Origin of the sequence: Microbacterium halotolerans, assembly GCF_003569805.1 — a bacterium.
Taxonomy (GTDB): Bacteria; Actinomycetota; Actinomycetes; order Actinomycetales; family Microbacteriaceae; genus Microbacterium; species Microbacterium halotolerans.
In genome coordinates this window covers 1879584-1900990 of the sequence record NZ_KZ984051.1, presented here as the reverse complement: position 1 = coordinate 1900990, position 21407 = coordinate 1879584, and the positions used below count along the sequence as shown (strand labels likewise).

Here is a 21407-nt window from a genome sequence, read left to right as displayed (position 1 = left end):
GGGCGGGCGTTCGATGAGGCGCGGGATGCGCCGCCATGAACTCCCCCTCTGTCATGAACCTGAGAGCTTCGACGGACTGCTTCAGTGCCCTGCGGCACCGGCGTCTTTCACCTTCGGCGGGAGCGTGGGCTCCGCTTTTCAGAGTGGCCCGACCTGCGCGGTACGCATACCTGAGAGATTGGCGGGGAGGCTTGCTCCTTCGGTGCCCGATGGCGATCGGGGCTCTCCCGCAGCAGGACGTTGGGCCGATATTCGGTTGTCATCGGCGGTGATGCGTGCCGACACGTTCAGGATAGATTAGGGCGGCCTCGGCCGATAGACCAATCCCTCGGCATGTCTGCTTCGTGCGACTCTCGTACTGCGCCGCATAGGATTCTGGGGTGAGTACTGCGCCCTCCACCGGACAAGCGGACCCCGCCGCAGCCGACGACGGCATCCGGGTAGCTGTCTCGGCCGCCATCTTCTCGCTGCGTTCCACCGGCGACGGCACCGATTCGCTGATGCTCCCGCTGGTGCGGCGCACGCGCGAACCCTTCCACGGGCGCTGGGCGCTGCCCGGCGGGTGGCTCGGCACCGACGAAGGCCTCGACGCGGCGGCTGCCCGCGCTCTCGAGGAGACGACGGCGCTGACCCCGAGCTACCTCGAGCAGCTCTACGCGTTCGGCGACGTCGACCGCTCCCCGACCCGCGTGGTCTCGGTGATCTACTGGGCGCTGCTGCGCCAGGACCACGTCGAGGCTCAGCGCGCGGCCGCCGATGCGCCGGAGAACGTCGAGTGGTTCGACGCCGACGACCTGCCGGAGCTCGCCTTCGACCACAACCGCATCGTCGAGTACGCCGTATGGCGGCTGCGCAACAAGGTGGGCTACAGCCGCATAGCCGCCGGCCTCCTTCCCGACCGCTTCACACTCACCGAGCTGCGGGAGGTGTACGAGCTGGTGCTGGGCAGCCGCCTCGACCCGTCGAACTTCCGCCGCCTCATCGAGACGAGCGAGGCGCTCATCCCGACCGAGGAGTTCCGCAAGGGCAAGCACCGCCCCGCTCGCCTGTTCCGCTACAACGCCGACCTCGACACAGCCGACACCTCCGCCTTCTGACCCGCGCCCCGCTGCCGAGCTGCGCACTTTTCGCCGAGATGCGCCGCTCTGGTCGCCCGGATGTCGAAAAAGTGCGCAGCTCGGCAGCCCCGTTCGGGCTCAGGCGCGGCCGAGCTGCTCCGCAGCGAGCGCGGCGTAGAGTCCACCGGAGGCGACGAGCTCATCGTGCGTTCCCGACTCGGCGATCCGTCCGCCGTCGACGACGTGGATCACGTCCGCATCGATGACGGTCGAGAGCCGGTGCGCGATAGACAGCGTCGTGCGTCCTCGGGCCGCCTGGTCGAGCGCTTCCTGCACGATGCGCTCACTCACGGTGTCGAGCGCGCTGGTCGCCTCGTCGAGCAGCAGCACCGGCGGGTCCTTCAGCAGCACCCGCGCGATGGCGATGCGCTGCTTCTCCCCACCGGAGAGCCGGTACCCCCGCTCACCCACCACTGTGTCGTACCCCTGCTCGAACCCGGCGATGACGTGATGGATGTTCGCCCTCCGGCACGCCTCGATGAGCTCGTCATCACTCGCCTCCGGCTTGGCGTACCGCAGGTTGTCGCGCACGGTCGCGTGGAAGAGGTAGGTCTCCTGCGACACGATGCCGACGTGGTCGATGATCGAACCCTGTCGCAGTTCGCGCACGTCGGCACCGGCGAAGAGCACCTCGCCTCCCGACGCCTCGTGCATCCGCGGAGCCAGGTACACGATCGTCGTCTTGCCCGCCCCGCTCGGACCGACGAACGCCACGTGCTGACCGGGCTCGACGGCGAACGACACACCGTCGAGCGTCGGGCGGGACTCGTCCGACGCATCCGGATAGCGGAACGTCACGTCGCGGAACTCGATCCGCCCCAGCGGCCCCGCCGCGTCTGACGCCTCCATCGCATCCGGACGGTCGACGATGGCCGGCCGCAGATCGAGGTACTCGAAGATGCGCGCGAACAGCGCCTGCGACGTCTGGATCTCCAGTGCCACGCGCATCAGGCTTGTCAGCGGCTGCAGCAGCCGCGCCTGCACTGTCGTGAACGCCACGATCGCTCCCGCCGTGATCGACCCGGCGTCCGCATCGAGCAGCAGCCCCGCCACCAGGTAGATCGCCGCCGGAACGCTGGAGATCAGCACGTGCACCACGGCGAAGAACACTTGTCCGCTCATCGTCTGGCGCACCTGCAGACGGATCTGGTTGCGATTCTCCAGTGCGTACCGCTCCGACTCGGAATGCTGCCGATTGAAGGCCTTGGACAGCATGATTCCCGATACGCTCAGCGTCTCCTGCGTGATCGCGGTCAGTTCGCTCAGCGACCGCTGCGTCTCGGCCGCGATGCGCGCCCTCACCTGACCGACGCGGCGCTGGACCATCACCAACGGCGGCATGATGACGAGCGAGATCAGCGTCAGGCGCCAGTCGATCAGAAGCATCGCCACGAGCGACGCGATGACGGTCACGGTGTTGCCCAGAATGCTCGTCACGGTCGTGGTGAGCACGCCGGAGACCCCGCCGACATCGTTCTGCAATCGGGATTGGATCACACCGGTCTTCGTTCGCGTGAAGAAGCCCAGCTCCATCGACTGCAGATGTTCGAACATCGTCACCCGCAGGTCGCCCGTGACTCGGTTCCCGACATTCGATGTGAACCATGTCTGCAGGGCGCTGATCCCCGCACTCGCCATGTAGAGCATGATCATGGTCACGACGAGCCAGACCAGCAGCGGCACCTGGACGACCCCGGAAGGTGGGAACAGCGCCTCGTCGAACACGCGCTGGATGATCAGCGGCGGCACGACTCCGACGGCGGCGCCGACGATCACAAGGCCGGCTGTGACGATGATCTTGCCCCGATACGGGACGAACAGTGCGATCACCCGACGGCCGAGATTCTCCACCTTCGGCGCCTGTGCGTTCTGCTCGCGCAGCGCACGCTCATCGACCCCGCGCATCCCGGGCGGACCGCCCATTCCTCGACCCATGCTCACACGCTCAGCCTATGACTCCCCAGCGTCCGAAGGCGCGGTGACCGCCTGGTGACCGGCATCGGTCCAACGGATGACATCTGCGCCTCGACGGACGTTTCTCCTCCGGCTGGGAATGCCGACACCGGCGACGGGGTTATGATTGAAGGCTGCGGATTCGCCTCCGCACAGCGCCTTTCGTCCCGTCTCCCGGGGATCGCGCTCACTGCCGTGTTCGTCTCCGCGAGCGGCATTGTCACCCCACGACCGCAAGGAGCCAATCTATGGCCGCCCCTGACACCACCGGATCCGTCACGGTGTCGACGCCCGAGCCCGCGTCGGGCATCGACCCGCGCGGAATGCGGGTGATCTGGCTGCTGCTCATCGCTGCGTTCGTCGCCATCCTGAATGAGACGACGATGGCGATCGCCATTCCCCATCTCAATGCCGATCTCGGCCTTCCGCCCGAGATCGGGCAGTGGCTCACGAGCGCCTTCATGCTCACCATGGCCGTCGTCATCCCGACCACCGGCTTCCTGCTGCTGAGATTCACGACCCGCCAGGTCTTCCTCGCAGCGATCATCTCCTTCTCGCTCGGCACCCTGCTTTGCCTCGTCGCTCCCGGCTTCCCGCTGCTGCTCCTCGGCCGCATCGTGCAGGCCGCGGGCACGGGCGTCATGCTGCCGCTGCTGATGACGACCGTCATGAATGTCGTTCCCGCGCATTCACGAGGTCGGATCATGGGGCGCGTCACCCTCGTCATCGCGTTCGCGCCCGCGCTGGGCCCGACGCTCTCCGGTGCTGTGCTCGAGACACTGAGCTGGCGCTGGCTGTTCGGGATCATCCTGCCGATCGCAATCATCGCGATGATCATCGGCGCCAAGTGGATGACAAACCTCGGCGAGACCACTCGTGCTCCGATCGATGTGCTGTCCATCATCCTGTCGGCGCTCGGCTTCGGAGGCCTCGTGTTCGGCCTCAGCGAGTTCGGCGGCGGCCACGGCGGTGAGGGAGCCTCCGATGACGGCAGCGGAGCGCTGCCGTGGATCATGTTGGCAGTCGGCGCGATCGGCCTGGTGCTGTTCGTGCTGCGTCAGTTCGCGCTGCAGCGCAAGGACGACGCTCTGCTCGATCTGCGCATCTTCCGCTCGGGCAACTTCACGGTCTCGGTCGTGATCATGGCGGTCGTCGCGTTCGCCATGCTCGGCACGTTCTCGCTGCTGCCGCTCTACCTGCAGACGGTCGCCGGTCTGAACTCGCTCCAGTCGGGACTGGTGCTGCTGCCGGGCGCGTTGCTGATGGGCCTGCTCGGCCCTGTGATGGGCCGCTTGTACGACGCCCGCGGGCCGAAGACGCTGCTCATTCCCGGCACCATCCTTATCGCCGCGGCGATGTTCTTCTACTCGACCGTCGGCGAGAGCACGCCCTTCTTCGTGCTCGTCTCAGTACAGGTCATGATGTCGCTGGGGCTGGCCGGGGCGTTCACACCGCTGTTCTCGGCATCGCTCGGCTCGCTCAAGCGCCACCTGTACTCGCACGGCTCAGCCGCGCTGAACACGATGCAGCAGGTCGCAGGGGCTGCGGGGACTGCTCTGCTGATCTCGATCTACTCGTCGATCCTGCACGCGGGCCAGGCCGATGGCCTGTCCGAGGCGGCAGCGGGCGAGCCTGGTACCCACGCGGCGTTCTTCGTCGCCGGATGCGTCGCCGTCGTGCCGATCGTGCTGTCGTTCTTCGTCCGCAAGCCGGTCGAAGGCGCCCAGGCTCCCGTCGCCGCGCACTGATCCGGATGTGCTGAGAGCCGGTGTCCCGCTGGGCACCGGCTCTCAGCAAGAGGAGAGGAGCCGACGGATCAGTCCGGATCGGACGATTTCGTGCCGGGCTCATCGATCATCGCAAGCGCGTTCAACTCCTCGACGCGGTGTTCGCTGCCCGGTACCAGCCCGGCCTTCTCGTGATGTCGCTTTGTCCGATGCCCGAACACTCGGCTGAACAGCACCATGCTGAACACCACAACGAGCAGCAGGATCAAGGCGGCGATCCCGACCGTGGTCGACTGCTCCTCGGAAGCGCCTGTTGCGGGCATCGCGAAGAAGCCCACAATGATCCCGGCGATCGCGGCCGCTCCCGCCACGAGGAGCAGGATCATGACGGCGCTGGCGCGCCGCATCAGACGCCCGGCCGCGACGCTCAGCGCCACGAGCTCCTCCAGCTCGACTGTTCGCACGGTCTCATATCCGACGTACCGCATCGGTTGCCCCGCCTGGAGGCGATACGTTTCGAGCACTTCGCCCTTCGAAGTCACATGCCATCGGTGCTCAACGGGCTTCGAAGCCATCGCGGTCCTTTCGGTTCGGTTCCCGTCACGCTACCCGGCGTGCGTCAGGCTTCGAGAATCGCCCGCAGCCGTTCCAGATCTGCGGCCACTGCCGCGCAGTCCGCGTCGAACGCCTCATCCGTGGCGCCGAGCCGTCGCACCGTGAACACGACCTCCGCACCTTCCGGATGCGCCACGACTCGCAGCGGGTTGCTGACGGTCTCACCTGTCGGGAGCGTCACATCGTGATCGAGCACTCCGAGCTCGTTCCTCGGTACGAATCGCACCGTGACCTCCCCCATCGGCGACTGCGCGACGAGATCGCCCTCGCGCACGTCCACCTCCGCCTGCGCGAGACCCGCTGCCCAGCGGACCAGATTCTCCGGGTCGTGCGCGAAGGCGTACACCCGCTGAACATCGGCCCGGATGACCCGGCTGATGTGTCGTGATTCCATGCGCTCAGCATGGCACGCCCGTTGCCGCAATGGGCGTGACGACTATGAACGCAGCACCTTCTCAATGGGCTTGCCGCGGGCGAGCTCGTCGACGAGCTTGTCGAGGTAGCGGATCTTCTGCGTCAGCGGCTCGTCGATCTCCTCCACACGCACACCGCACACGACGCCCGTGATCAGCGACGCGTCAGGGTTGAGCTCTGCCTGCGCGAAGAAGTCCTCGAACGTGGTCCCGCGATCCAGATGCGCCTTGAGCGCAGCATCGTCGAAACCCGTCAGCCACTCGATCACACGGTCGAGCTCCGCTTTCGTGCGCCCCTTGCGCTCGACCTTCGTGACATAGTGCACGTACACGGATGCCACGGTCATCCGGTAGACGCGTTCCATCCGGCTCATGCTGTCGAGACTACTCCGCCGCACCGACATCAGAACATCGGCAGGTTCACCAGCACGACGAAGGTCACCGTGCCGAGCCCGACGCTCAGCAGCGTGCGGCGCCCGCCGAGCAGGTGAGCGGCGATCGTGACCGCCACCGCGATGAGCCCGGGGACCAGATACTCGACATGCTCGGCGATTGTGGAGCGAAACGTCGCCGCGGCCAGGATCGCGAGGATGCCGATGGGCATCCATACACTGAGTGCCCGCACGATCCTCGACTCGCGCAACGGCTTCAGGATGACGAACGGCACGGCTCGCAGCGACAGCGTGATGACGAAGATGACGGCGAGCACGCCCACGATGTACCAGACGCTCATGCGACGCTCCCCCGCCGTCGTGCGACCACGAACCGGACGGCCAGCAGCGCCAGGAAGATCACCATCGCGGCGAACAGCGTCTGCTCGGGGACGAGGGCGACGGCCGCGGTGAAGCTCACCGCGGCGAGCAGCAGCGACGGCACCTCGGCGAACGAACGGCACGCGTCGAGCACGAGCGTGACGAACAGGGCGCACAGCGCGAACTCGAGCCCCTCGATCCGGAACGGGATGAGCGAAGCAATCGCTACGCCGACGAGGCCTCCTCCGACCCAGTAGATCTGGAACGAGATCTGCGTCGTGAGCAGACTCCACGACGTCCATGTCTCCGGACGCGCGGCCGTGACCGCGTAGGCCTCGTCCGTCAGCGCGTACACCGAGTACGCCTTGGCGAACGGGTTCCGCACCGCCTTCAGCGGGAAGGAGAACGCGTAGAACACGTGGCGGAAGTTGACCAGCAGGGTGGTGAGCGCGATCGTGGGCAACGGCGTACCCGCCGTCATCAGACCGATCAGGAGCAGTTCGAGCGAACCTGCGTACCCGAAGATCGACAGCGCGGGCGCGACCCAACTCGGCAGACCGGACTGGACGACGAGCAGGCCGAAGGCGATGCCGAGCGGGAACATCCCGAGCCCCGCGGGAAGCGATGCCCTGATGCCTGCCGCGACCTCCTGCCTGCGCCATCCGGGGCTCCGAGCCGTCGACGCGAGATGACTGTCCGTGCGCACCGCACGATTCTCTCACCGACATGTGTCGGTTCCGAACCTGCACAGAGGATGCCTATGCACGTCGAGGCCGGCTCGTCGCGCTGTGCCGTCAGTCCCAGTCGAGGTACTCGGCGATGTCTTCGGCCGTCTCGAGCGGGTGCGTCGCAGGGAAGAGGTGCCCTGCCCCCGCGATAGTCGTGATGCTGGCGCGATCCGGTGCCGTGTCGCGCAGCTTCTCTGCATTGGCCTGCGGCGTGACGTCGTCATCCTCGCCCTGGAAGATCAGCACCGGGACATCGGGGGCGAGTGCGACGGGGACGTCCTCGACGCCGAGCAGCAGCAGCCCGTTGATGCGCTCGTGGTTGCGAAGTGCGATCTCACGCGCGACCGTACCGCCGAAGCCGTGGCCGCCCACCCAGGTGTCGCCGAGGCCGAGGTGGTCGATCACATCGAGCGCGTCGGAGGCGAACTCGCGCACGTCGACGCCGTCGGCCTGACCGCGATAGCCGATCCGGATGATCCGGAACCCCTCCTCCTCGAGGATCGCCGAGACGGTGCCGAGCGCTTCGGCGTCGTGCCCGCGACCCGGGATCAGCACGAGCGTCGGCCCGTCTCCCTCATCGAAGTACGGCACGGCGCGGCCATCCGGCTCGAAGATGCTGTTCTGGGTCACTGTGATCCGTTCTGCTGTCGTCGGCGCGACCGGTCTGCGTGCACTCCGGTCGCATTCGGTACAAGAACATCCAAACAGACCGAGCCCGCACGAAGACGGAAATCTCCTGTCAGCCTGCGCTCTCGGGCTCGGCGGTCGATGCCTCAGGAGTCGGTCTCCGAACCCGAGGTCAGTTCAGATGGCGCCTCCCTGCGGGAAGGACGCGCTGGATCACGTCCTTCATCGTCACGACACCGGAACCGCGCTCGCCCGTCACGAGCGCCAGCTGCACCCGACTGTCGCGCATCCGTCTCAGCAGCTCGTACACCGGCTCGCCCTCGGGTACCCGCAGCACGGGCCTGGCGAACCGATCAGTCGGCGCGTCGGGCGGCGAGGTGAGCGTGTCGCGCACATGCACCACACGGGAGTACTCACCGCTGCTGTCCCGCAGCAGCACCCGGAGATGGCCGCTTTCCCTCGCGGCCCGCTGCACATCGGAAACGGTCGCATCCGCGGGAGCGGACGTCGGCGCCTTCGCACCGGTCCGGATGTCTCCGGCGGTGAGATCCTTCAGTCGGATGGCCTCGGATATCTGCGCCTGCAGATCCGGCTCCAACGCGCCGGTCGCTGCCGAGTGCTCGACCAGCTGCCTGATGGTATCGGCGTCGCGACCGCCCACGGCGGCGCGGTCGACCGGTGCGACACCGGTGCGCGCCACCAGAGCGTTCGCAATGGCGTTCACCCAGCCGAGGAATGGGCGCAGCGGCCAGACGAACACCCGAGACGGGATGCCGATGATGCGCGCGGCAAGCTCCGGATGCGCGATCGCCCACGACTTGGGCGCCATCTCCCCCACGACCAGGTGCAGGAACGTGACCAGCAGCAGGGAGGCGGCGAACGCCGCTCCTCCGGACAGCCACGCCGGAAGACCCCAGGAGAGAAGCACCGGATGGAGCCAGTGATCGATGGCCGGTTTCGTCACCGCACCGAGCGCGAAGGTGCAGGCGGTGATGCCGAGCTGCGCCGCCGCGAGCATCATCGTGAGCTGGTTCATGCCCCGCAGCGCGGCGCGCGCCGACGCTCGTGACGGTGCCTCCGCCTCCAGGCGATGGCGCCTGGCCCCCATCAGAGCGAACTCGATCACCACGAAGAAGCCGCTCAGCACGATGAGCGCGGTCGTGATCACCAGCACGAGCCACCCGCTCACGATCCTGCCTCCGTCTCATCGGCATCATCCGGGGCCGGTTCACGCCCGGACTCGCACAGTTCGATCACGATCGACGACGGCACATGCCGTTCCAGCTCGACGACTTCGGCGCGCAGAATCCGCACCAGCGCCGCGTCCTCGACGACGTCGGAGCCGGTCTCCGGCAGAGGCACCTCGACAACGGCACCGCTCTCGGGCAGTCCGCCGTTGACGGCGATCAGCAGGCCGGCGACGGTCTCGAAGTCGCCATCCGGCACACTGCGTCCCAGCATGCGCTCCAATTCGTCGACGTGCACCGAGCCGTCGATGCGCCACCGGCTGTCCGAGAGCATCTCGACCGTGGCGACGTCATCCGGGTCGTGCTCATCGGTGATCTCCCCGACCAGCTCCTCCGCCAGGTCCTCGATCGTGAGCACGCCCTCGAACCCGCCAAACTCGTCGATCACACAGGCCAGTTCGTTCCGCGTCTCCACCAGCTGCCGCAGCGCGTCGGGCAGCGTCATCAGCCCCGGCAGCACGAGCGGCTCGCGCATGACCTCGGAGACAGGTCGCTCATCATCCGGATCGCACCTGAGAACGTCGGCGAGGTGCAGCACGCCCAGGGGCTGTTCGTCTTCGACCACGGGATAGCGCGTGTGGGCGCGCGACATCTCCTCGCGCGCCTGGCGAATCGTGGTCTCGGGGGCGAGCACGTCGGCCCGAGCCCGCGGGATCATGGCGTGCTCCACGTCGCGTTCAGGGAAGTCGAGGATGCGCTCGATCAGCATGGAGAGCTCCTCCGGCAGGTCTCCACTGATCCGGGAGTCGTCCACGATGCGCTCGAGATCCTCTGCGGTGGCGCTGCTGTCGAGATCGTGCACCGGCTCGACCCTGATCAGGCGCAGCAGCGCGTTCGATGCCCGGTCGAACACCGTGATGAGCCATCCGAAGATCGCGAGATAGATGAGCGTGGACCGCGCCAGCGCTCGTGCAAGGGGTGTCGGGTTCGCGATCGCGAGGTTCTTCGGGAACAGCTCACCGAAGACCATCTGCGCCACAGTCGCCAGCACGAGGGCGGCACCGGTGCCGACGGCGATCCCTGCCCCCGTTGGGATCCCTGTGCCTCCCAGCAGAATGCCGAGCGATTCACCTACGAAGGGTTCGGCCACGTAGCCGATGAGCAGGCCCGTGACGGTGATGCCGAGTTGCGCGCCGGAGAGCATGAACGACGTGCGATCGGTCACCCGCAGCGCCCTGCGCGCGGATGCGTCGCCCTTCTCGGCCCTGGCGCGCAGCGTCAGACGGTCCACCGACATGTAGGCGAACTCCTGGGCGACGAAGTAGCCGTTCGCCACGATGATCAGGGCGATCAGCACGAGGCCGAGCAGGAGGAGGAGAACTGCGCTCAGCATGGGCGCCGTTCGCTTCGCACGCCGCAGCGTGCTCTCGTTGGGATGGCCGCATACAGCGGCCCAGGTCTGTGACTGGGCCCGTCGTGGGACGAGACTCCGGATGTCGTGGCCACGATTGTGGTCTGCGCCTCCCGAAACTAGTGGTGCCGTGCACTCAGCCTATCGAATCACCGTCGGCCGAGCCGCTCGCCCGAGGCTCTCCGGGTACGCTGCCGACGCACTCGTACCCGGACCGCGCGCTCCCGCACAGTTCGCGCATTCGTGAACACGATCGTGCCGATGCCGTGTGCGGGAGCGCGCGATCTGTTCGGATACGCGCGGACCGCGGCGCGGTCAGTCGTCCGCGCAGCAGTCGTCGTCGCACCCGCCGGCCTCCTGTTCCCCTGTGAGCACCGAGACCGGTGTCGCGCCGCACGCGTCGCCCCGCCATGCTTCGATGCCCTCACGCACGGCGAATGCCGCGATCACCAGGGCGGCGACCGCGTCGGCCCATGCCCAGCCGAGCAGGCTGTTCAGGAGCAGACCGACCAGGAGCGCGGCGGAGAGGTAGGTGCAGATCAGGGTCTGCTTCGAGTCGGCCACCGCAGACGCCGATCCCAGCTCCCGGCCGGTGCGGCGTTCGAACCAGCTCAGGAAGGGCATCACCACCAGGCTCAGCGCCGCGATCGCGATGCCGACCGGCGAATGCTCGGGCTCGCGCAGACCCCCCAGTGACAGCACGGCCTCGACGCTGACGTACGTCGCCAGCGCGAAGAACGACACGGCGATGATGCGCAGCGCTGTCCGCTCTCTGCACTCCGGATCCGGAGCGGCGAACTGCCATGCCACGGCGACGGCCGAGACCACCTCCACGACCGAATCCAGGCCGAAGCCGATCAGCGCGGCCGACGATGCGATGCCTCCCGCAATGAGCGCGACGGCCGCCTCGACGACGTTCCAGGTGATCGTGATCGCCACGACGATCCGGATCCGCCTGCGCAGAACCGCGGTGCGCTCATCGGCTGCTGTCTGCGTCACCGCTCGACCTCGCAGCATCCGGGAACCGCGCACGCCGGGTCGATGCACGGCACGTGCTCGTCGACGGCGAGGGTGACGTCCACAAGTGCCGTGAGCGCGGCCGTGAGGTGCGGGTCCGCGATCTCGTAGCGGGTCTGCCGTCCTTCGGGTTCGGCGACGACGATGCCGCATCCGCGCAGGCACGCGAGGTGATTCGACACGTTCGTGCGCGTCAGACCGAGCTCCCGCGCAAGCCGCGCCGGGTAGCCCGGCCCGGAGAGGAGTTCGAGCAGGATGCGGGAGCGCGTCGGATCGGCCATCGCGCGACCGAGACGGTTCATCGCGTCCACTCGGGTCGTCAAGGTCAGCATACGCTGACTATACAGTCTTCACTGACCTATTCGAAACCTCGCACCATGGCGCGGCCACGCCGTCGAGCGTCACGACGCCCGGAGAGCTCGCATCGATCAGGCGCGCAGTCCGGCGACCAATCGCTCCAACCCGTAGTCGAAGGCGCGGTCGACGTCGCCGCCGAGACGGAACGCGCCCGAGAGCTCCATCTGCAGGAAACCCGTGGCCCACGCGGTGAACAGGCGGGCGGCGTCAAGCGCGCGCTCCTCGCCGACGAGCGCGGAGGCTGACCGGATCAGCGGCTCGGCCGCAGCAAGAAGCGACTCGTACGGCGCGGAAGCGGTGAACATCAGCCGGAACGCTTCGGGGCGCTCGTGTGCGAAGTCACGGTAGGTCGCGGCCAAGCGCGCCAGGTCGGGCTCCGCTGCGACGAGACGGTCGCCGAGCGAATCGATGGTCGCGGCGATCACCTCGGCGAGCAGTGCATCACGATCTCGGAACCGCTTGTACAGCGAGGGAGCGCGCACACCTACCCGCACGGCCACGGCCTGCATCGTGAGCCCTGCGGCCCCGTTGGATTCGAGGATCTCGCTTGCGGCGGCGATGACCTGGTCGTTCGTCGTTCGGCTGGGCGTCGGCATCCTGACCTCCTATGGCTATTGATCTTAGCTATGATAGCTACATATCGTAGCCATGCTGATCGAAAGGCACCCCCATGAAGCTCGCACCGCACCTGCACCGCCTCGGCAACGACATCGTCGCCGCGTACCTCATCGACCTCCCCGACGGGATCACGCTGATCGATGCGGGACTGCCTGGCCACTGGAACGATCTGCGACGGGAACTGGACGCCATCGGCCGACCGCTCAGCGACATCCGGGGTCTCGTCCTCACCCATGGCGACAGCGATCACATCGGATTCGCGGAGCGCATGCGCGCGGAAACCGGCGCACCGGTCTTCATCCATTCCGCCGACGCTGAACGGGCCCGCACCGGAGAGAAGCCCAAGACCCCGATGGGACCGGCCAGGCTCGGCCCCATGCTCCGATTTCTCGCCTATGGGGCCCGCAAGAGCGCATTCCGCACCCGGTACGTACAGGAGGTCGTCGAGGTCGCCGATGGCGAGACGCTCGACCTCCCCGGCGAACCGATTGTGATCGGGATGCCGGGTCACTCCCCCGGGAGCATCGCCGTGCACGTCGCTGCAGTCGACGCGGTGTTCGTCGGCGACGCGCTCACCACCGGCCACGTGCTCACCGGGCGCACGGGTGCCCAGCCCGCCCCCTTCACAGATGAGCCCGATCGGGCGATGGGCTCACTCGATCGGCTCGCCGCGGTCGACGCCTCGTGGGTGCTTCCCGGCCACGGTGCACCGTGGCACGGCTCCCCTGCCGACATCGCAGCCGCCGTGCGGGCCGTCTGATACCGTACCGATGCTCGCCGCCCGCGCCACCCGTCATTCGCGGTTCGGTGCGGAGGCGGCAGACCCTTCGCTGCTGCCGCCGTGACGCTTCCTCGATGTCGGCCGATCCCGCCACAGCATGATGATGAGCGAGACCACGAGCGCGACGAGGATCACCGTGAACGGGGCGGCTGCGATGACCGCTGCCCCGCGGAGGTCTTCCTGACCGCCGCTGAGCAGCAGCACGGCCGCGAACGCCGCGGCGAAGGACCACATCAGTCGCACCGGCTTCGGGGGCTTCATGCTGCCGCCGGTCGTCGTGCTGCCGAGCATGAACGACGCGGAGTCGGCCGAGGTGATGAACAGCAGCGCAAGCACGGGAATGAGCAGCACGAAGGCGATCTCCGTGAGCGGGAGCGTGTCGAACACCGCGAAGGTCGCAACCGACTTCGCCTCCCCGGCGATCCCCGCCACCGATACGGCGCCGGACAGCTCACGCTCGAGCGAGGTGCCGCCGAAGACCGAGAACCACACGATGCTGACCAGGCTCGGCAGCAGCACGACGCCGGCGACGACTCCGCGGATCGTGCGGCCGCGAGAGATCCGCGCGACGAACGTGCCGACGAACGGCGCCCACCCGATCCACCACGCCCAGAAGAAGTAGACCCACGCCCCCGTCCACGGCTCCCCCGTCGCTCCCTCCGTCGCCAGGCTCATCGGCACGAAGTTCGCCGCGAGATCCCCGATGCCCTGTCCGAGCGTGCCGAGGATGGATGCGGTCGGTCCCCATACGAACACCAGCACAAGCAGGGCGACGCACAGGGCGGCGTTGGCGAGGCTGAGCATCCGGATGCCGCGCCCCAGGCCGGTCATGGCGGAGAACGTCGCGAAGGTCATCAGCGCGACGATGATCGCGATCTTGACGATGTAGGAATCGGCGACGCCGAATCGGTCGGTGAGACCGGCATTCAGTTCGCCCGTGCCGAGCCCGAGCGAGGTCGCAACGCCGAAGAGGATCGCGAACACGGCGAGAACGTCCACACATTTCCCGGCCCATCCATCGGCCAATCTTCCGAGCAGAGGCCGCAGCGCCGCGCTGACGAGCATCCCCCGGCCGCGGTTGAAGGCGGCATATCCGATGGCGATCGCGACGACGGCGTAGATCCCCCACGCATGCGGCCCCCAGAACAGAAAGGAGTACCGCATGCCGTCGCGCGCTGCCTCGACGGAGCCGGGTGCAGCTGAACCGTTCGGAGGCTCGGCGAGGTGGATGAGCGGTTCGGCGGCGCCCCAGAACAGGAAGCTCAGCCCGACGCCCGCGCTGATGAGCATCGCGATCCAAGACACCGCGCCGAACTCAGGAACCGCGTCGGCACCGCCGAGCCTGATGCGGCCGATCGGTGTGATGGCCAGCACGACGACGAACACGAGAAGGACTGACACCGTGATCGGATACGCGGGGCCGAACGATCCGACCACGACGTCTCGGACATCGACCAACGCGTCCGAGAGCACGCTGGGGAATGCGAGACCGACCGCGACGAACGCGATCGACAGCACGAGCGAGACGTAGAAGACGGCCCCGAGACGTCCTCGGGCACCGGAATCGGACGCTGGCGCGGTCATCCCCGCCGAGTATATGAGCACCGGCCCGCCTATGACAGGCGCCGCTCGGCGAGGATGATCGCGCGCAGCGCTCAGCCGCGCTCGACGGGGAGCCACAGCTCGCACGTGGCCGTGCTGAAGTCCGGCGCGCGGTCGAGCACGGCGACGATGGACGGGGCGGGACGAAGCCGCCACGGGTTGGACGGGAACCAGTCCGTCGCGGTGGCGGCCATCGCCGACTGCAGCGCGGCGGGGTGCTCTCCGGACGTGCGGAACACGGCCCATTCACCGGCAGGCGCCTCGATGGCATCGAGGTCATCCGGAACCGCGGTCTCGGCATCGACGGCCACGCCGTGCAGGTAGGTCAGCTCGCTGCCCTCCGTGTAATCGGGATCGACATCGGCACTCACCTGCAGCAGGCCAGCCGGCTCCGTGCTGCTGAGCCGCTTGAGCCGTTCGTGCTCCGTCATCTGCAGCGAAGCGATGTGGGCCTGGATGTGCGGATTGACGCCCTCGTGGATCAACGGCACACGCGCGGAGTGGCCGATCAGTCGGAATGCGGGATGCTCGATGATTCGTGCGTCCATGGGGGAACTCCCTTCGACGGTCAGGCGGAACCTGAGTTGCGGTTGGCTGCGAAGGGGGCCGCCGCCGCGACGCACGTCGCCGTGACTTGTACCGTGCACGGCACGGAACGCACGGCCGAATGCCTCGGTCGACCCGTATCCGTACCGCACGGCGATCGTCAGAAGATCCTCGTCTCCGATCACGTCCGACGCCGCGACGGTCATCCGTCTGCGCCGCACATACTCCGAGACGGGCATCCCTGCGAGCGATGAGAACATCCGGCGCGCGTGATAGCCCGTCGTACCCATCTCACCGGCGAGCGCGTCGATGTCGATCTCGTCACCGAGGTGCGCGTCGATCTCGTCGACGAGCCGGTTCAGAATCTCGATCATGAGCGACCCCTTTCATCGACCACTCTCCCGAAACGGCGAGCCCGCCGCCCGATTCCTCCGGTCCGATTCGATCGGACGCCGCCTGCTCACCCGTGTACGTACCGCAGCAGAACCGTGCCGTCTCTGAACACCCTCTGTTCGGCGAGGCTCATGTCCATCCGGATGCCGTCGGGCAGTGCCCTGAGCCCGCCGCCCACCACCTTCGGAACGACGAAGAACCGGAACTCCTCGACCATGCCGGCGAGGATCGCCTCGGCTGCAACGGTCGGACCGAAGATCTCGACCAGTCCTGGTGCATCTTCCACGATTCGCGCAGTCTCCCTCAGCGTGAGCCGAGGAACGAGCTCCGCCCGACTGGCCGCGACGTCGGCGGCGGTCAGAGTCGACGACGCCACGAACCTGTCGGCCCTCTGCCAGCGTCTGGCGAACTCGACTTCGTCCGCCGACCATTCCTCGTCGACCGGCGGCGTTTCCCAGTACCTCATCAGCTGGTAGGTTCTGCGCCCGAGGATCTCCGTCGACACCTCGGTCATGCGATCGAGGTGTGCTTGGAAGACCTCGTCGGTCGGTGCACTCCATTGGAAGTCACCTTCTGCGTCAGCGGCGTACCCATCGATCGACATCGTCACGGTGTAGTTCAACCTGCCCATTCCGCTGCCTCCTCTGCGAGATCGTTACCGCACAGGATCCTCCGATTCCCCGCTCGCCTCCACCCCTCCGGTGATCTCGGCGCTCACGACGGGGCGTGCTGCTCTAGGAACTCGTATACGTCGGTCGCATCGACCCCGGGGAACGACCCGGTCGGCAGCGTTGCGAGCAGGGTGCGCGGTGTGGCGACATTCGGCCAGGCCCCTTCGCGCCAGCGCTCGGCGAGCGCTTCGGGAGGACGTCGGCAGCACACCTCGTCCGCGTGACGGGAGACGCCGCGGCTGAGCGTGTCGCGGCCCACGAACCACTTCGTATCGTCGAACCGCACGCCCACGCTCACCGAGTGGGCGCCCTGACTCGACTGCTCGACGCGCGCCGTGCACCAGAACGTACCGTTGCCCGTGTCCGTGTACTGGAAGTACGGGTTGAAGCGGTCGTCGACGTCGAACACGACGCGGCTCGTCCAGCGCCGGCAGCACATCTGCCCCTCGATCGACCCGAGCCGATCCGTCGGAAAGTTCACGTCGTCGTTCTCGTACGCCTTCGTGATCGTTCCCGATTCGTGCACCTTCAGGAAGTGCACCCGGATGCCGAGGTGCCGGGTCGCGAGATTCGTGAACCGATGCGCCGCCGTCTCGTAGGACACGGAGTACGCATCGCGCAGGTCTTCGATCGAGATCGCCCGGCGCTGCTTCGCATCACGCAGCGCGGCGACCGCGCGCTGCTCCGGAATCAGCAGCGCCCCCGCGAGATAGTTCTGCTCGACCCGCTGCCGCAGGAACTCGGCGTACGAGGTGGGTTCGGTGTGGCGCAGGATGCGGCTGGCAAGGGCCTGCAGCATGGGCCCACGAGGATCCGTCGAGGCGCGGTTCGGCAGATAGAGGCGGCCGTTGCGCAGATCGAGCACGCTGCGCGTGGACTGCGGCAGGTCGGGCACGTAGTGCAGCGTGACGCCGACGTGCGCGGCGATATCACCCGCGGCGCGCTGCGTGAGAGGCCCACCCGGATGATCGATCGCGGCGAGCATCTCCTGCGCGGTCTTCTCGAGCTCGGGGAAGTAGTTGTCCTGCGCACGCATCAGGTGGCGCAGCTCGAGATTCGCCCGGCGCGCCTCCTCCGGTGTCGCCTGGCGCTCATCGCGGAGACGATCGATCTCGCCCGTCAGCCGCAGAATCGTGGTGAGCGCCTCATCCGGCATGCCCTTCGGAATCCGGAACGGCTCGACGCCAAGCTCTCGGAATCGCGGCGAGCGCATCTCACGTTCGAGCGCCATCTCGAGCTCGCTGCGCGGATCGAGTTCATCGGCGGCGAGCAGCTGTTCCGGCGAGACGTCGAGCGCCTGCGCGATCGCCCGCAGCATCGACAGCCGCGGCTCCCTGCGCCCGTTCTCGATCATCGACAGCTGGCTCGGCGCGCGACCGACTTTCTCGGCGAGCTGTGCGAGGCGCATGCCGCGCCGCGTGCGCAGCGCGCGGATCCGCCGACCGACCGCGATCGCGTCGGCGCTGTCTTCCGTCTCGTCATCGAGAGTGGCCATGTCACAGATCATGCCACATCGATCCGTTCTGCAGAACTTCTGAGCATTTTCTACTCACCGGTTCACTGCATCGAGGGTGTTCTTCACTCAGTGTGGTCCTACTAGCCGCCGCGGCACCGCCGCCCACAGTGAGGAGATCGACGATGACCACCACCTCGAACCGACCGGGATCGCAGACGCAGACCGCAGAGGAGCTGCAGCTCGAGTGGGACGCCGACCCCCGTTGGACCGGCGTCGCCCGCGACTATACGGCGGCGGACGTCATCCGGATCCGCGGAAGCGTCCGCGAAGACCCCACCCTCGCACGCCGTGGTGCCGAGCGGCTGTGGGACCGCCTCACGACAGGTGACTATGTCAGGGCGCTCGGCGCCCTCACCGGCAATCAGGCGGTGCAGCAGGTGCGCGCCGGGCTCGAAGCCATCTATCTGTCCGGATGGCAGGTCGCCGCAGACGCCAATCTCTCGGGACAGACCTACCCCGACCAGTCGCTGTACCCCGCCAACTCCGTGCCGGCGGTCGTGCGCCGGATCAACAACGCCCTGATGCGGCAGGACCAGCTTGAGTCGGCCGACGGCTCCCTCTCCCGCGATTGGCTGGCGCCGATCGTCGCCGATGCGGAGGCCGGTTTCGGCGGCCCCCTCAACGCGTACGAACTCGCGCACGGGATGATCCAGGCGGGTGCCGCCGGAATCCACTGGGAGGACCAGCTCGCCAGCGAGAAGAAGTGCGGTCATCTCGGCGGCAAGGTTCTGGTGCCGACCAGTCAGCACATCCGGACCCTCAACGCCGCACGGCTGGCGGCCGACGTCGCCGGTGTGCCGACGATCCAGATCGCTCGTACCGATGCCCTCGCGGCCGATCTGCTCACCAGCGATGTCGACGAGCGCGATCGCGCCTTCCTCACCGGCGAGCGCTCGAGTGAAGGCTTCTACCGGGTGCGCAACGGCATCGACCCCGTCGTCTCACGCGGCCTCGCTTACGCCCCGTACGCCGACCTGCTGTGGGTCGAGACGGGAACGCCCGACATCGAACTCGCCCGTGAGTTCGCGGCCGCAGTGCATGCCGAGCATCCGGGCAAGATGCTCGCCTACAACTGCTCGCCGAGCTTCAACTGGTCGGCCGCCCTCGACGACCGCCAGATCGCGAGCTTCCAAGAGGAGCTGGCCGAACTCGGCTACCGGTTCCAGTTCATCACCCTCGCCGGTTTCCACGCCCTCAACCACTCGATGTTCCAGCTCGCCCGCGGCTACGCCGAGAGCGCGATGAGCGCGTACGTCGAGCTGCAGAACGCCGAGTTCGCGGCTGAGTCCGACGGCTACACCGCCACCAAGCACCAGCGGGAAGTCGGAACCGGATACTTCGATCACGTGTCGCAGGCGCTCAACCCGGATGCCTCGACCCTCGCCCTGGCGGCCTCCACCGAGGCCCAGCAGTTCTGAATATTGGCCCCGAAGGGGACGCCGATATTCAGATCCCAATGGCGGATCCGGCTTCGCCGTCCGCTGAGAAACCTTGGCCCCCGAAAGGGACGCCAACACTCACCTCCCACTGGCAGATCCGGCTTCATTGTCCGCTGACGGATTCCGGCACCCACTCCCTCTCTTCCTTTCTCTCTTGTCTCAGGAGGCACATCATGACTCTCATCAACACCACCGCCGAACGCACCGACGACCGGGAGCGCGAGCGCATCCTCCCCGCGATCAGTGTGGCGGGCCCGATGCGCGAGCGCTACGAGCAGATCCTCACGTCCGACGCGCTCGCCTTCCTGGCGCAGCTGCACCAGCTGTTCGCCGGCCCGCGCTATGACCGCCTCGCCGCGCGTATGCGGCACGGGTACGAGATCGGCAACGGAATCGACCCGAGATTCCGCGAGGACACGCAGCACATCCGCGAACGCGCTGATTGGCGCGTCGCAGGCACCGGGCCCGGGCTCGAGGACCGACGCGTCGAGATCACGGGGCCGACGGATCCGCGCATGACGATCAATGCGCTCAACTCGGACGCGAAAGTGTGGCTCGCAGATCAGGAGGATGCGACGAGCCCCACGTGGCAGAACGTCATCGGCGGTCAGCTGTCGCTGTTCGACGCGATCCGGGGAGACCTCGAACACACGGCGCCGAACGGCAAGCGCTACGTGGTGACGAACGAACAGACGCCGACGATCGTGATGCGCCCACGCGGCTGGCACCTCGAGGAGCACCATCTCCACTTCACCGACGTGCACGGTCGCACCATGGCCGCGTCGGGCTCGCTCGTCGACTTCGGTCTGTACGCATTCCATAACGCGCACGAGCTGATCCGGCGCGGGCGCGGGCCGTACTTCTATCTGCCGAAGATCGAGCAGGCCGAAGAGGCCCGCCTGTGGGACCAGGTGTTCACCTTCACGGAGCAGTACCTCGCGATGTCTCACGGCACCATCCGCGCGACTGTGCTCATCGAGACGCTGCCCGCTGCGTTCCAGATGGAGGAGATCCTGTACGAGCTGCGCGACCACTGCGCCGGTCTCAATGCCGGGCGATGGGACTACATCTTCTCGATCATCAAGACGTACCGGGGCCGCGGTTCGCGATTCGTGCTGCCCGATCGCAACGAGGTGACCATGACGGTCGGCTTCATGAGGGCTTACACGGAGCTGCTTGTGAAGACCTGTCACAAGCGCGGCGCCTACGCGATCGGCGGCATGAGCGCATTCATCCCGTCGCGGCACGACGCCGTCGCAAACGACAACGCCATGGAGAAGGTCGCCTCGGACAAGAAGCGCGAGGCGGGCGACGGCTTCGACGGCACATGGGTGGCGCATCCGGATCTCATCCCGATCGCACAGGCGGAGTTCGATGCGGTGCTCGGCGACCGACCGCACCAGCTCGACCGCCAGCGCGACGACGTGCATGTGCGCGAGCGTCATCTGCTCGATCTCACGATCGGGCGCGGAATCACCGATGCGGGGGTGCGGGGCAACGTCGACGTCGCGATCCGATACATCGAGGCATGGCTGCGCGGGCAGGGTGCGGTCGCGATCAACGGGCTGATGGAGGACGCGGCGACCGCCGAGATCTCCCGCTCGCAGATCTGGCAGTGGATCCGCCAGGACCGCACGACCGAGGAGGGGACGCCGATCACCCATGAGTTCGTCTCCGGGCTGGTCGACGAGGTGCTCGCCTCCGTCGAGCGCTCAGACGGCGACAGATTCGATGAGGCGGCCGGGGTCTTCCGCGAGGTCGCCCTGTCGAACACGTTCTCGCCGTTCCTGACGACGAAGGCGTACGCCGAGTACCTCGTGGAACGCCCCTGAGCCCATTCGGATTCGACGAGTGCCCCGGTCCCGGCGACAGGCTCCGGGGCATTCGCCGTGCCCGCGCCCCGCGCCGGCCGCTTCCGGTCTGCCGACGTGCACCG

Annotated in this window: 21 protein-coding genes and 2 riboswitches; of the genes, 5 read left to right on the top strand and 16 right to left on the bottom strand. The window is 67.4% G+C overall.

Annotated elements, in window-relative coordinates; genetic code table 11:
* Positions 1 to 38 precede the first annotated feature (38 nt).
* Positions 39 to 148: riboswitch (glycine riboswitch) on the bottom strand.
* Positions 149 to 240: riboswitch (glycine riboswitch) on the bottom strand.
* A gap of 140 nt (positions 241 to 380) precedes the next feature.
* On the top strand, positions 381 to 1097 hold the full coding sequence (locus DZG09_RS08815) for an NUDIX hydrolase (RefSeq protein WP_276116150.1): 717 nt from the start codon (positions 381 to 383) through the stop codon (positions 1095 to 1097).
* A 99-nt stretch (positions 1098 to 1196) separates the two neighbouring features.
* Here the strand turns inward: DZG09_RS08815 and DZG09_RS08810 are convergent, their stop codons facing one another.
* On the bottom strand, positions 1197 to 3053 hold the full coding sequence (locus tag DZG09_RS08810; protein WP_119697210.1) for an ABC transporter ATP-binding protein: 1857 nt from the start codon (positions 3051 to 3053) through the stop codon (positions 1197 to 1199).
* Positions 3054 to 3319: 266 nt separating this feature from the next.
* Between DZG09_RS08810 and DZG09_RS08805 the strand changes: the two genes are divergently transcribed.
* A complete protein-coding gene (locus tag DZG09_RS08805) occupies positions 3320 to 4819 on the top strand; it encodes an MDR family MFS transporter (protein ID WP_119697209.1) in 1500 nt (499 codons plus the stop codon).
* Positions 4820 to 4887: 68 nt separating this feature from the next.
* On the opposite strand, the gene DZG09_RS08800 is transcribed toward DZG09_RS08805, so the two are convergent.
* The 11 genes from DZG09_RS08800 to DZG09_RS08750 form a co-directional block, all read right to left on the bottom strand.
* Positions 4888 to 5373: a hypothetical protein gene (locus DZG09_RS08800; RefSeq protein ID WP_119697208.1), complete on the bottom strand. Its 486-nt coding sequence runs from the start codon at positions 5371 to 5373 to the stop codon at positions 4888 to 4890.
* Positions 5374 to 5417: 44 nt separating this feature from the next.
* Complete coding sequence (locus DZG09_RS08795) at positions 5418 to 5807, bottom strand: SRPBCC family protein (RefSeq protein WP_205529104.1); 390 nt, start codon at positions 5805 to 5807, stop codon at positions 5418 to 5420.
* Between the two features lie 42 nt (positions 5808 to 5849).
* Positions 5850 to 6200 carry a DUF2200 domain-containing protein gene (locus DZG09_RS08790; protein WP_420845892.1) on the bottom strand — a complete coding sequence of 117 codons (351 nt, stop codon included), beginning with the start codon at positions 6198 to 6200 and terminating at the stop codon, positions 5850 to 5852.
* Between the two features lie 29 nt (positions 6201 to 6229).
* Positions 6230 to 6559, bottom strand: a complete 330-nt coding sequence (locus DZG09_RS08785) for a branched-chain amino acid transporter permease (protein ID WP_119697206.1) — start codon at positions 6557 to 6559, stop codon at positions 6230 to 6232.
* Positions 6556 to 7284, bottom strand: a complete 729-nt coding sequence (locus tag DZG09_RS08780; protein ID WP_240423791.1) for an AzlC family ABC transporter permease — start codon at positions 7282 to 7284, stop codon at positions 6556 to 6558. Before DZG09_RS08780 ends, DZG09_RS08785 begins: the two co-directional genes overlap by 4 nt.
* An 88-nt stretch (positions 7285 to 7372) precedes the next feature.
* Positions 7373 to 7936 carry an alpha/beta fold hydrolase gene (locus tag DZG09_RS08775; RefSeq protein ID WP_240423789.1) on the bottom strand — a complete coding sequence of 188 codons (564 nt, stop codon included), beginning with the start codon at positions 7934 to 7936 and terminating at the stop codon, positions 7373 to 7375.
* Positions 7937 to 8105: 169 nt separating this feature from the next.
* Positions 8106 to 9122 (bottom strand): hemolysin family protein, encoded by a 1017-nt coding sequence (locus DZG09_RS08770; protein WP_205529103.1) that lies wholly within the window; start codon positions 9120 to 9122, stop codon positions 8106 to 8108.
* On the bottom strand, positions 9119 to 10513 hold the full coding sequence (locus DZG09_RS08765) for a hemolysin family protein (protein ID WP_119697203.1): 1395 nt from the start codon (positions 10511 to 10513) through the stop codon (positions 9119 to 9121). The genes DZG09_RS08770 and DZG09_RS08765 overlap by 4 nt, the downstream gene beginning before the upstream one ends.
* 333 nt (positions 10514 to 10846) lie before the next feature.
* Positions 10847 to 11548, bottom strand: coding sequence for a cation efflux transmembrane domain-containing protein (locus tag DZG09_RS08760; RefSeq protein ID WP_119697467.1), 702 nt, complete (start codon positions 11546 to 11548; stop codon positions 10847 to 10849).
* Positions 11527 to 11880 (bottom strand): Cd(II)/Pb(II)-sensing metalloregulatory transcriptional regulator CmtR, encoded by a 354-nt coding sequence (cmtR, locus tag DZG09_RS08755; protein WP_119697202.1) that lies wholly within the window; start codon positions 11878 to 11880, stop codon positions 11527 to 11529. Before cmtR ends, DZG09_RS08760 begins: the two co-directional genes overlap by 22 nt.
* 96 nt (positions 11881 to 11976) lie before the next feature.
* A complete protein-coding gene (locus DZG09_RS08750) occupies positions 11977 to 12501 on the bottom strand; it encodes a TetR/AcrR family transcriptional regulator (RefSeq protein ID WP_119697201.1) in 525 nt (174 codons plus the stop codon).
* 74 nt (positions 12502 to 12575) lie between these two features.
* On the opposite strand from DZG09_RS08750, the gene DZG09_RS08745 reads away from it, so the two are divergent.
* The gene (locus DZG09_RS08745; RefSeq protein ID WP_119697200.1) at positions 12576 to 13283 is read left to right on the top strand and encodes an MBL fold metallo-hydrolase; all 708 of its coding nucleotides are present in this window, start codon (positions 12576 to 12578) and stop codon (positions 13281 to 13283) included.
* Between the two features lie 33 nt (positions 13284 to 13316).
* Here the strand turns inward: DZG09_RS08745 and DZG09_RS08740 are convergent, their stop codons facing one another.
* The 4 genes from DZG09_RS08740 to DZG09_RS08725 form a co-directional block, all read right to left on the bottom strand.
* On the bottom strand, positions 13317 to 14888 hold the full coding sequence (locus DZG09_RS08740) for a BCCT family transporter (protein ID WP_119697199.1): 1572 nt from the start codon (positions 14886 to 14888) through the stop codon (positions 13317 to 13319).
* A gap of 71 nt (positions 14889 to 14959) precedes the next feature.
* Positions 14960 to 15826, bottom strand: coding sequence for an AraC family transcriptional regulator (locus DZG09_RS08735; protein ID WP_119697198.1), 867 nt, complete (start codon positions 15824 to 15826; stop codon positions 14960 to 14962).
* Positions 15827 to 15912: 86 nt separating this feature from the next.
* Complete coding sequence (locus DZG09_RS08730; RefSeq protein ID WP_119697197.1) at positions 15913 to 16476, bottom strand: dihydrofolate reductase family protein; 564 nt, start codon at positions 16474 to 16476, stop codon at positions 15913 to 15915.
* Between the two features lie 83 nt (positions 16477 to 16559).
* Positions 16560 to 18011 carry a helix-turn-helix domain-containing protein gene (locus DZG09_RS08725; protein ID WP_119697196.1) on the bottom strand — a complete coding sequence of 484 codons (1452 nt, stop codon included), beginning with the start codon at positions 18009 to 18011 and terminating at the stop codon, positions 16560 to 16562.
* 143 nt (positions 18012 to 18154) lie between these two features.
* Here DZG09_RS08725 and aceA point away from each other — a divergent pair, with 143 nt between their 5' ends.
* Positions 18155 to 19450, top strand: a complete 1296-nt coding sequence (gene aceA, locus DZG09_RS08720) for an isocitrate lyase (protein ID WP_119697195.1) — start codon at positions 18155 to 18157, stop codon at positions 19448 to 19450.
* A 194-nt stretch (positions 19451 to 19644) separates the two neighbouring features.
* Positions 19645 to 21303 (top strand): malate synthase A, encoded by a 1659-nt coding sequence (aceB, locus tag DZG09_RS08715; RefSeq protein WP_119697194.1) that lies wholly within the window; start codon positions 19645 to 19647, stop codon positions 21301 to 21303.
* Positions 21304 to 21407 lie beyond the last annotated feature (104 nt).